Source organism: Micromonospora sp. S-DT3-3-22 (assembly GCF_015354745.1).
Taxonomy (GTDB): Bacteria; Actinomycetota; Actinomycetes; order Mycobacteriales; family Micromonosporaceae; genus Micromonospora; species Micromonospora wenchangensis.
On sequence record NZ_JACGMO010000087.1, the window covers coordinates 21,620 to 32,521 of the forward strand.

Genomic DNA, 10,902 nt, shown 5'->3' on the forward strand with positions numbered 1-10,902 from the left:
TGCTTGACTCTTGCAGCATTTGGCCGGCATTCTCTCCACACCCGCGTCCGTCACCCACCGCCGCGCGGGCACCGCCGTCCCGCCACAGAACGGGGATCTCCGCCCATGACCGCCACCGACCCCACGCCGCTGGCCTCCGACGACGACTGGTGGCGCGCCGCGGTCGTCTACCAGGTGTACGTCCGCAGCTTCGCCGACTCCGACGGCGACGGCGTCGGCGACCTCGGGGGCATCCGGCAGCGGCTGCCCTACCTGCGCGACCTCGGGGTGGACGCGCTCTGGCTGACCCCGTTCTACACCTCGCCGCAGATCGACGCCGGCTACGACGTGGCCGACTACCGCGACGTCGATCCGCTCTTCGGCGACCTCGCCGACTTCGACGCCATGATCACCGACGCGCACGCGCTGGGCCTGCGGATCATCGTGGACCTGGTGCCCAACCACACCTCCAGCGCGCACCCCTGGTTCACCGCCGCCCTCGCCGCCGGCCCCGGCTCCCCCGAGCGGGAGCGCTACCTGTTCGCCGACGGCCGGGGCGTCGACGGGGAGCAGCCCCCCAACGACTGGGAGAGCATCTTCGGCGGCCCCGCCTGGACCCGGCTGCCGGACGGCCAGTGGTACCTGCACCTGTTCGACCCGGCCCAGCCCGACCTGAACTGGCGGCACCCGCAGGTACGCGCCGAGTTCACCGACGTGCTGCGGTTCTGGCTCGACCGGGGCGTCGACGGGTTCCGCATCGACGTGGCCCACGGGATGATCAAGGCCGAGGGGCTGCCGGACGTCGGCTTCAACTCGATGACCACCGGCCGGCGTCAGTCGGAGCTGCTCGGCAAGGGCCGGCTGCCCTACTTCGACCAGGACGAGGTGCACGACATCTACCGCGCCTGGCGGCCCATCCTGGACAGCTACCCCGGCGGCCGGATGGCGGTCGCCGAGGCGTGGGCGGAGACCCCGCAGCGGCTCGCCCGCTACATCGGCCCGGACGAGCTGCACCAGGCGTTCAGCTTCGACTTCCTCGACGCCACCTGGTCGGCCGACTCGTTCCGCAAGGTCATCGACACCGCGCTGGCCGAGTCGACGATCGTCGGCGCGCCGACCACCTGGGTGCTGTCCAACCACGACCGGCAGCGGCACGTCACCCGGTACGGCGACGGCGAGGTCGGCCTGCGCCGGGCCCGGGCCGCCGCCCTGCTGATGCTGGCCCTGCCCGGCTCCACCTACCTCTACCAGGGCGAGGAACTGGGCCTGCCGGAGGTGCTGGACCTGCCCGACGCGCTGCGGCAGGACCCGGCGTTCCTGCGTACCGGGGAGAGCCGCGACGGCTGCCGGGTGCCGATCCCGTGGGGCGGCGAGCTGCCCCCGTACGGCTTCGGGCCGGAGAGCAGCGAGCTGAGCTGGCTGCCGGCCCCGGCCACCTGGCGGGCCCTCTCGGTGGCTGCCCAGGCCGGGACGCCCGGCTCGACGCTGGAGCTGTACCGGGCCGCGCTGCGGGTCCGGCGCACCCACCCGGCGCTGTCGGCCACCGCCGGTCCGGTGATCTGGCAGGAGACCGGGCCCGGGGTGCTGGCATTCCGCCGGGACGCCGACGACGCCGCGCTGACCTGCGTGGTCAACCTCAGCGGCGCCCCGGTCCGGATCGACGGGTACGGCCGCCCCCTGGTGGCCAGCGCCGACCTCACCGAGCAGGACGCCGGACACGTCCTGCCGGTGGACGCAGCCGCGTGGTTCGAACGGCGCTGAGCCGGGTAACCCGCCTTTGACCTGGTCGTCCGTTGTGCCCCGCGCCGACGGGCGGCTGGGCTGCCGACCCCTTGTGGTGGGGGGTGAAGGTGGCACCGGCAACCCCGGGGAGTCCGGCTTCCCGGGGTGCCGGTGCACCACCGCGTACCCGCGTCGCCCGACCGGTCAGCGCCCGCGCAGCAGCCCCGCGATCCGCCCGAAACCCGCCCGCACCTGCGCCTCGGTCGGTACCGGCGGCGGCTGCGGCCGGTCCACCCCGGCGACCGCCTCGTCCTCCTGCTCGTCGAGGACGTCGTCGAAGTCCCCGTAGAGGTCGGCCGCCTCGATCCGGGCCTCCTCGTCGGCGGCGGCGAGCTGCGACGCGGCGATCTCCTGGCGGATCTCCCCGGGCGACAGCGCCGGCACCAACGGCTCGACCACCGCCATGAACTGTTCGTCGGCCACTACCGCCTCGGCCAGGGCCAGCGCGTGCGGTCGCTCGTACGGCCCACAGACCACGGGTTCCCACTCGGCCGGATCGGCGAGCGGGCCGAACGTGATGATCCAGGGCAGGGTGAGCAGCGGCGAGTCGTCCGGCAGGTCCAGCGTCACGAGTGCGCCCACCGGCTCATCATGGTCGCCCCGGCCCGCCCACCGGGCGGCATTTGCCCCATTCATCTTTTCCGACGACTGTCGGTGTCCAGGGAACGGCACGGACCGGGCCGGAAGCGGGTGCGGGGATCAGGCCGGGGGTGACCCGCCCAGGGCGGCGCGGACCAGGGCCAACGCCCGGTCCGGCGGCACGCCCAGCCGGGTCGCCTCCTCCGCGTAGCGGGCCGCCGCCCGCTGCAACCGGTCGGCCGCGTCGTCCCGCCCCGGGGCGACGAAGCTGCCATGCCGGCCCCGGGTCTGCACCAGCCCGGCCGACTCCAACTCCCGGTAGGCGCGGGCCACCGTGTTCACCGCCAACCCCAACTCGACGGCGAACTGCCGGACCGGGGCCAGCCGGGTGCCGACCGCCAGCCGGCCGTCGCCGATCATCGCGGCGAGCTGCGCCCGCACCTGCTCGTACGGGGGCACCGGGGAACCCGGATCGATCTCGACCGGCATCAGCCCGCCCCTCCCGGCGTACCCGGATCGCTTTCGGTGTCGACGTCGGCCTCGACGTTGACCTGCCGCATCACCGCCCCCTCCGACAGGTCGACCACCCGGCCGTGCCGGCTGGTGGCGGCCAGCGCCGCGCCGAAGAGCACCAACTGGTTGAGCAGGTAGAGGTAGAGCAGCACGGCCACCGCGCCGGCCACCACCGCGTACGCCGGGTTCCGCTCGGTCCGCACGATGTAGAACCGGCCGACCGTGTTGAGCAGGGTGATCCCGACCGCGACCAGCAGCACCACCGGCCGCAGCCGGCGTCGGCTCATCCGCAGCCGGGGCACCGCCACCAGCAGCGCCGTCGCCAGCACCGCGTTGACCAGCACGCTGAGCACCGCGCTGATGGTGGTCAGCCCCACCGAACCGGTGGCCCGCAGCAGGAACCGCAGCACCGACTCCAACGCGTCCACCGCCGCCACCGAGATGCCCAGCATGACGAAGACCAGCAGCAGCACACCCAGGTCCACCAGCCGGCGGACCACCAGGTTGCCCGGCTGCTGGTTGAAGCCGTACATCAGCCGCTGCGACGACCGGATCGCCTCCACCCAGCCGATCCCGGTGAAGACCAGGATGACCAGGCCCACCACGCCTACCGCGTTGCTGCTCTCGGCGATCTGCTGCGGGTCGAGGAAGGGCAGGTTGTCCCGCAGGAACTCCGCCACCGCCTCGGAGACCTCGTCGTTGTCCTCCAGGATCGCCCCGAAGACCGAGTAGGCGACCAGCGCGAGGGCGAACACGGCGAAGAACCCGTAGTAGGCGATGGCGGCGGCCAACCGGCCGCCCAGCACCTCGCCGTAGAGGTCGACCGCCCGCCAGAGGTGGTCGAGCCGGGGCCACCGGTGCCGGGCCACGGTGAACCGGCGGTCCATGCCGGCCGTCCACCGGCCCCACGCGTCCACCACGTCATCCTCACCGATCTGTCGTCACCGGTGCCGGCCAACCGGCGGTCGGCGGGAGCGGGTGCCGGCCACCAGCGTGCCACCGGCGGGCGGGGCGCCGCACCGGGGGCCCCTCCGGCCGGCCACCGGACGGGTCAGCCGCCGAGCCGGAAGTCCCGGCGCGGCTGCCACCGGGTCTCACCGCTGTGCGAGAAGAGGGTGAAGCCCTCCACCTCGAACATCGCCGAGAAGTCGGCGAGATCCTCGTACGCCCGGTCCAGCGCCTCCGGGGCGACGTCCTGCGCCACGGTGACGTGCGGGTGGTACGGGAAGCGCAGCTCCCGGTGCAGGTGCGGGGCGGCGCTGATGGCGGCGGCGAGCAGCTCGCACTCGCTGATCCCGGCCGCGACCGCGACGAAGACCACCTGGGTCACCGGCCGGAACGTGCCGGTGCCCCGCAGGTGCAGGGTGAACGGCAGGTGGGCGGTGGCCACCTCGGCCAGGTGCGCCTCGACCGACTCCAGGGCGGCCAGGGGGATCTCGGTCGGGCCGAGCAGGGTCACGTGCGCCGGGACGACCTGCGGGTCACCCGTCTGCATCCGGCGTCGGGTGAGCAGCCCACCCCACGGCTCCGGGATGTCCACCGCGATCCCGATCTGGATGGTGTCGCCGGCCACCGGTATCCCGTCGCTGCGATCCACGCTCCGCGCCACCCCTCCGGCCATCGTCTCGACCCGTACCGCCGACCCGCCCACCGTTACGCCACGGGGGCCGACGCCAGGAACCCGACCCGCTCGTACGCTGTGCGCAGCGTCGGCACGGTGACCGCGCGGGCCTTCTCCACCCCGACGGCGAGCAGCTTGTCGAGCTGCGCGGGGTCGTCGAGGTAGGCCCGGGTGCGCTCCTGGATCGGGGTGACGAACTCGCGGACCACCTCGCCCAGCTCCTTCTTGAGATCGCCGTAGCCCCGGCCCGCGTACGCGGCCACCAGGTCGTCGATGCTCCGGCCGGACAGGGCGGAGTGGATGGTGAGCAGGTTGGACACCCCGGGCTTGGTCTCGGTGTCGAAGACGATCTCCCGGCCGGTGTCGGTGACCGCCGAGCGGATCTTCTTGGCCGAGCGGGCCGGGTCCTCCAGCAGGTCGATGATGCCGGCCGGGGAGGACGACGACTTCGACATCTTCGCCGTCGGCTCCTGGAGGTCGGTGATCTTGGCAGTGTCCTTCACGATGTGCGGGGCGGGCACCGTGAAGGTCGGCCCGAACAGCGAGTTGAACCGCTGGGCCAGATCCCGGGAGAGCTCCAGGTGCTGCCGCTGGTCCTCGCCGACCGGCACCGCGTCGGCCTGGTAGAGCAGGATGTCGGCGGCCTGGAGGATCGGGTACGTGAACAGGCCGACGCTGGAGCGTTCGCTGCCCTGCTTCTGCGACTTGTCCTTGAACTGGGTCATCCGGCTCGCCTCACCGAAACCGGTGAGGCAACCCAGCACCCACGCCAACTGCGCGTGCTCGGGCACCTGCGACTGGACGAACAGGGCGCTGCGCTCCGGGTCGATGCCGACCGCGAGGAGCTGCGCGGCGGCCACCCGGGTGCGCTGCCGCAGCACCGCCGGATCGTGCCCGGCGGTGATCGCGTGCAGGTCGACCACGCAGTAGAACGCCTCGTGGGTGTCCTGCAACGCCACCCAGTGCCGCACCGCGCCCAGGTAGTTGCCGAGGTGGAACGAGTCGGCCGTCGGCTGGATGCCGGAGAAGACGCGGGGGCGGGCGGGAGCGTCGGACATGCCGGCAATTCTGTCAGCAACCCCAGGCGTCCGTCATGACGGGCCGGCGGGTCGACTCGCCGCCGGTTCCGCCGGGGCGGTGACCTCGCGTACCGGCACCCGCGCCGCCGCGACGTCGACCGGTGCGGCGGCAGCGGCGGACCCCCGGCGCGGCTCCGGCAGGCGGGCGGCGGAGACCGCGACCCGGGACACCCGACGCCCGTCGAGGGCGAGCACCCGCAACAGCCACCCGTCGGCCGGGGACGGATCGTCTCCCGAGGTGACCGGGACCTCGTCGCCGGCCACCGGGAGCCGGCCGAGCGCCGCCATCACGTACCCGCCGACCGTCTCGTACGGGCCGGCGGGCAGCGGCACCCCGGTCCGCTCGGCGAAATCGGCCAGGTTGAGCCGACCGTCGACCACGGCGGGCAGGCCGGCCGACGCCGGTTCGGGCGGGCCCGCGTACTCGTCGTGGATCTCCCCGACCAGTTCCTCGATCAGGTCCTCGCAGGTCACGATGCCGGCGGTGCCGCCGTACTCGTCGACCACCACGGCGAGGTGGTGGCCCTCGCGGCGCATCTCGGTCAGCGCGGCGAGCACCCGCTTGCTGCCGGGCAGCCGCTTCACCTCGCGGCTCAGCCGGCCCACCGTGGTGGCCGGGTCCAGGTCGGGGCGGAGCAGCACGTCGCGCAGGTGGACGAAGCCGACCACGTCGTCGTGGGTGCCGTCGACCACCGGGTACCGGGTGTGCGGGTCGATCCGGACCAGGCGCTCGGCCTCGGCGAGGGTCAGCCCGGCGGCGAGGAAGACCACCTCGGTGCGGGGCATCATCACCTCGCGCACCAGGCTGGCCCCGGCGACCAGCACCTCGTCGATGATCCGCCGTTCGTCCGGGTCGAGGACGGTGTTCGCGGCGACCAGGTCACGCAGCTCGTGCTCGCTGATCCGTTCCCGACCGGCGGTGGGGCTGGCCCCGAGCAGGTCGGTGACGAGCCGGGTGGCGCCGTCGGCGGCCCGGACGACCAGCCGCGCGACGCTGCGGGCCACCGGCCCGGGTACGCGTCGGCTCCGCCCCGGCGCGCGTCTCCGGGGCCCGGGACCACCCGCTTCCCGCATGGAAGTGATGGTAGGGCCGGCGGACCCGGCCGGTGGGCAATGTGCGGATCTGTTCAATCATGAAGGTTCATGATGGAATGAGGGTGACCCCCGACGCACAGCGCGGCGACAGCACCCGGCCGTAGGGTGATCACGAACGGCCGCAGCGGGCGCGGCCAGGCAGGAGGACCGACGTGAAACTGCTCGTCACCGGCGGTGCCGGCTACATCGGCAGCGTGGTGACCCGGATGCTGCTCGACGCCGGCCACCGGGTGACCGTCCTGGACGACCTGCGCACCGGGCACCGGGCGGCACTGGCCCCCGACGCCACCCACGTCGACCTGCCCGTGCACGAGGCCGCCCGGGTGCTCACCCCCGACGCCGGCTTCGACGGGGTGCTGCACCTCGCCGCGCTGATCGCCGCCGGCGAGTCGATGGTCCACCCCGAGCGGTACTGGCACGCCAACACGGTCAGCTCGATCGCGCTGATCGACGCCGTCCGGGCCGCCCGGGTGCCGCGCCTGGTCTTCTCCTCCACCGCCGCCGTCTACGGCAACCCGGTCGAGCTGCCCATCCCGGAGACCGCCGTCAAGGCCCCCACCAACACGTACGGCGCCACCAAGCTCGCCGTCGACCTGGTGCTCACCTCCGAGGCGACCGCACACGACCTCGCCGCCGTGTCGCTGCGCTACTTCAACGTCGCCGGGGCGTACCTGCGCGACGGCCTCGCCATCGGCGAACGGCACGACCCGGAGACGCACCTCATCCCCATCGCCCTCGACGTCGCCGCCGGCCGCCGGGAGAAACTCCAACTCTTCGGCGACGACTACCCCACCGTCGACGGCACCTGCGTCCGCGACTACATCCACGTGGAGGACCTGGCCCGCGCCCACCTGCTGGCGCTCACCGCCGCCGTGCCCGGCCGGCACCGCATCTACAACCTCGGCAACGGCAGCGGCTTCACCAACCGGCAGGTCGTCGACGTGGTCCGCGAGGTCACCGGCCAGCCGGTGCCGGTCGAGACCGCCCCCCGCCGCGAGGGCGACCCGGCCGAACTCGTCGCCTCCTCGGCGCTGGCCCGGCAGGAACTGGGCTGGGTGCCCGAGAAACCCACCCTCACCGACATGGTCGGCGACGCCTGGGCGTTCTACCGCGCGCACGTGCTGGAGCAGTCGTGACGGGCCGGCCCGACGTCGCCGACCGCGCCACCGCCGGCTTCTCCTCCGGGTACGACGCGACGCCCGCCGGACGCTGGGCGGCACCCGGACGGGTCAACCTGATCGGCGAGCACACCGACTACAACGACGGGTTCGTGCTCCCCTTCGCCCTGCCACTGCGTACCGTGGTCGCCGCCGACCCGCAGCCCGGCGAACGCTGGACGGTCCGCTCGGAGATCGCCGACCGGCCGGTCGACTTCGGGGCCGCCGAGGCCGACTCCCCCGGCCGGGTCACCGGCTGGGGCGGCTACGTCGCCGGGGTGGTCTGGGCCCTGCGCGAGGCCGGGCACGCCGTCCCCGGCGCGCGGCTGGCCATCGCCTCGGACGTGCCGCTCGGCTCCGGGCTCTCCTCCTCGGCGGCCCTGGAGGCGGCGGTGCTCGCCGCCCTGGCCGACCTGGGCGGGCTGGACCTGCCCGCCGAGCGCCGGCCCCGGCTGGCCCAACGCGCCGAGAACGGCTACGTCGGCGCACCGACCGGCATCATGGACCAGTCGGCGGTGATCCGCTGCCGCGCCGGCCACGCCCTGTTCCTCGACTGCCGGGACGAGTCCGTCGAGCACGTCCCGTTCGATCTCGACGCCGCCGGCCTGGCCATCCTGGTGATCGACAGTCGCGCGCCGCACCGGCACGCCGACGGCGAGTACGCCTCCCGCCGCGCCGCCTGCGAACGGGCCGCCGACCTGCTCGGCGTGCCCGCCCTGCGCGACGTGCCGGTCGCCGACCTCGACGCCGCCCTGGCGCGGCTGCCCGACGACGAGACCCGACGCCGGGTCCGGCACGTGGTCACCGAGAACCAGCGGGTGCTCGACACCGTCGCCCTGCTGCGTGCCGGCCGGGTCGCCGAGATCGGGCCGCTGCTGACCGCCTCGCACGCCTCCATGCGGGACGACTTCGCGATCACCGTCCCCGAGGTCGACACCGCCGTCGAGGCGGCGCTCGCGGCCGGCGCGCTCGGCGCCCGGATGACCGGCGGCGGCTTCGGCGGCTGCGTCCTCGCCCTGGTCGAGGCGGCGGCTGCGGAACCGGTGGCGGCAGCCGTCCGGGCCGCCTACGCCGAACGCGGCTTCGCCGCCCCCGACACCCTCACCGCCCTCCCCGCCCCCGGCACCGCCCGCCTCCCCTGACCTACCCCTGCCCCGCGCCTTGCCCCGGCCCGCCCGGCCCCGCGCCTTGCCCCGGCCCGCCCGGCCCCGCCCCGTCCCCGCCCGGTCTCGCCCCGGTGATCAAGAGGTTCACGTCAACCCGCCAGCGAAATCTGCCCCAAACCTCTTGATCACCGAGCCACAGCCGGGCGGCCGGGCGAGTTGGCGCGCTGGGGCGCGGTGATCAAGAGGTTTGCGTCATCCGCCGGGCGGAAACTGACGCAAACCTCTTGATCACCGAGAGCCGGCGGGGCCGGGGCGCGGCGCAAGCGCCGGGAGGGAGGGATCGGGGTGGGTCAGGCGGTGTCGACGATCATGCCGGCGGCCACGGTGCGGTTCGTGGACTCGTCGATGATGATGAAGCCGCCCGTGGTGCGGTTACGGCGGTACTCGTCGGCCAGCAGCGGGACGGTGGTGCGCAGCCGGACCCGGCCGATCTCGTTGAGGCGTAGCTCGCTGGCGGTCTCGTCGCGGTGCAGGGTGTTGACGTCGAGGCGGTAGTACAGGCCGCGCACGATCGTCCGCGCCGAACGCGTGGTGTGCTTGATGGTGTACTTGCCGCCGACCTGGAGCGGGCGGGTCTCGTCCATCCAGCAGACCATCGCCTCGATGTCCTGCGAGACAGCCGGGGCGTTGTTCGGCCGGCAGATCATGTCGCCGCGCGAGATGTCGATCTCGTCGTCGAGGCGGACGGTGACCGACATCGGGGGGAACGCCTCGTCGACCGGGCCGTCGGCGGTGTCGATGGCGGCGATCCGGCTGGTGAACCCGGACGGCAGGACCATCACCTCGTCGCCGGGCTTGAGCACGCCGGAGGCGACCTGCCCGGCGTAGCCCCGGTAGTCGGTGACGGTGGTCGACTGGGGGCGGATCACGTACTGCACCGGGAACCGCACGTCGACCAGGTTGCGGTCCGAGGCGATGTGCACGTGTTCCAGGTGGTGCAGCAGCGACGGCCCCTCGTACCACGGCATGTTCTCCGACCGGGTGACGATGTTGTCGCCACGCAACGCCGAGATCGGCACGACGGTCAGGTCCGGCGCGTCGAGTTTCGCCGCGAAGGAGGTGAACTCGTCGGCGATGCGTTCGAAGACCTCCTGGGAGAAGTCGACCAGGTCCATCTTGTTGACGCAGAGCACCAGGTGCGGCACCCGCAGCAGCGAACACAGGAACGCGTGCCGCCGGGACTGCTCCACCAGCCCCTTGCGCGCGTCCACCAGGATCAACGCCAGATCGGCGGTGGACGCGCCCGTCACCATGTTGCGGGTGTACTGGGTGTGCCCCGGGGTGTCGGCGATGATGAACTTGCGCCGGGGGGTGGCGAAGTACCGGTACGCCACGTCGATGGTGATGCCCTGCTCCCGCTCGGCCCGCAGACCGTCGGTGAGCAACGCCAGGTTGGTGTACTCGTCACCCCGGGCCGCGCTGACCGCCTCCACCGCCGCCAACTGGTCGGTGAACAACGACTTCGTGTCGTACAGCAACCGACCGATCAGGGTCGACTTCCCGTCGTCCACACTGCCGGCGGTCGCGAACCGCAGCAGATCCATCGGTCGGGCCTCGACCTCGGGTGACACCGTCTCGGCGCTCATCAGAAGTAGCCCTCCCGCTTGCGGTCCTCCATGGCGGCCTCGCTGACCCGGTCGTCGCCCCGGGTCGCCCCCCGCTCGGTGATCCGCGTCGCGGCCACCTCGTCGATCACCTTCTCCACCGTGTCGGCGTCCGAACGCACCGCCGCCGTGCACGACGCGTCGCCCACCGTCCGGTACCGCACCCGGGCCTTGAACCGCTGCTCACCCGCCCGGGGCCGGAAGAACTCGTTGACGGCGTAGAGCATGCCGTCGCGTTCGACCACCTCACGGTCGTGCGCGTAGTAGATCGACGGCAACGGCACCCGCTCCCGGGCGATGTAGTGCCAGATGTCCAACTCGGTCCAG

General features: G+C 73.2%; 11 protein-coding genes. 3 read left to right on the forward strand and 8 right to left on the reverse strand.

The window, feature by feature from the left end:
• Positions 1–105: 105 nt before the first annotated feature.
• Positions 106–1,740: a glycoside hydrolase family 13 protein gene (locus H1A17_RS23075; protein WP_145917835.1), complete on the forward strand. Its 1,635-nt coding sequence runs from the start codon at positions 106–108 to the stop codon at positions 1,738–1,740.
• A gap of 165 nt (positions 1,741–1,905) precedes the next feature.
• On the opposite strand, the gene H1A17_RS23080 is transcribed toward H1A17_RS23075, so the two are convergent.
• From H1A17_RS23080 to H1A17_RS23105, 6 genes are all read right to left on the reverse strand, one after another.
• Positions 1,906–2,343, reverse strand: a complete 438-nt coding sequence (locus tag H1A17_RS23080; protein WP_194822875.1) for a hypothetical protein — start codon at positions 2,341–2,343, stop codon at positions 1,906–1,908.
• Positions 2,344–2,460: 117 nt separating this feature from the next.
• Positions 2,461–2,829 carry a GntR family transcriptional regulator gene (locus H1A17_RS23085; protein ID WP_145917833.1) on the reverse strand — a complete coding sequence of 123 codons (369 nt, stop codon included), beginning with the start codon at positions 2,827–2,829 and terminating at the stop codon, positions 2,461–2,463.
• Positions 2,829–3,740, reverse strand: a complete 912-nt coding sequence (locus tag H1A17_RS23090) for a YhjD/YihY/BrkB family envelope integrity protein (protein WP_145922562.1) — start codon at positions 3,738–3,740, stop codon at positions 2,829–2,831. The genes H1A17_RS23085 and H1A17_RS23090 overlap by 1 nt, the downstream gene beginning before the upstream one ends.
• 164 nt (positions 3,741–3,904) lie before the next feature.
• Positions 3,905–4,474 (reverse strand): 2'-5' RNA ligase family protein, encoded by a 570-nt coding sequence (locus tag H1A17_RS23095; protein ID WP_145922561.1) that lies wholly within the window; start codon positions 4,472–4,474, stop codon positions 3,905–3,907.
• 32 nt (positions 4,475–4,506) lie between these two features.
• Complete coding sequence (gene trpS, locus H1A17_RS23100; RefSeq protein ID WP_145917832.1) at positions 4,507–5,532, reverse strand: tryptophan--tRNA ligase; 1,026 nt, start codon at positions 5,530–5,532, stop codon at positions 4,507–4,509.
• A 33-nt stretch (positions 5,533–5,565) separates the two neighbouring features.
• A complete protein-coding gene (locus tag H1A17_RS23105; RefSeq protein WP_145917831.1) occupies positions 5,566–6,627 on the reverse strand; it encodes a hemolysin family protein in 1,062 nt (353 codons plus the stop codon).
• A 227-nt stretch (positions 6,628–6,854) separates the two neighbouring features.
• Between H1A17_RS23105 and galE the strand changes: the two genes are divergently transcribed.
• Positions 6,855–7,784 carry a UDP-glucose 4-epimerase GalE gene (gene galE / locus H1A17_RS23110; protein ID WP_255542126.1) on the forward strand — a complete coding sequence of 310 codons (930 nt, stop codon included), beginning with the start codon at positions 6,855–6,857 and terminating at the stop codon, positions 7,782–7,784.
• Positions 7,781–8,947 carry a galactokinase gene (gene galK / locus H1A17_RS23115; RefSeq protein ID WP_145917829.1) on the forward strand — a complete coding sequence of 389 codons (1,167 nt, stop codon included), beginning with the start codon at positions 7,781–7,783 and terminating at the stop codon, positions 8,945–8,947. The genes galE and galK overlap by 4 nt, the downstream gene beginning before the upstream one ends.
• Before the next feature lie 314 nt (positions 8,948–9,261).
• On the opposite strand, the gene cysN is transcribed toward galK, so the two are convergent.
• Together cysN and H1A17_RS23125 are read right to left on the reverse strand one after the other, a co-directional pair.
• On the reverse strand, positions 9,262–10,557 hold the full coding sequence (gene cysN, locus H1A17_RS23120) for a sulfate adenylyltransferase subunit CysN (protein WP_145917828.1): 1,296 nt from the start codon (positions 10,555–10,557) through the stop codon (positions 9,262–9,264).
• Positions 10,557–10,902 (reverse strand): phosphoadenosine phosphosulfate reductase family protein (locus tag H1A17_RS23125; protein ID WP_194822877.1); only part of this gene is annotated, 346 nt, incomplete at its 5' end. The genes cysN and H1A17_RS23125, both read right to left, overlap by 1 nt.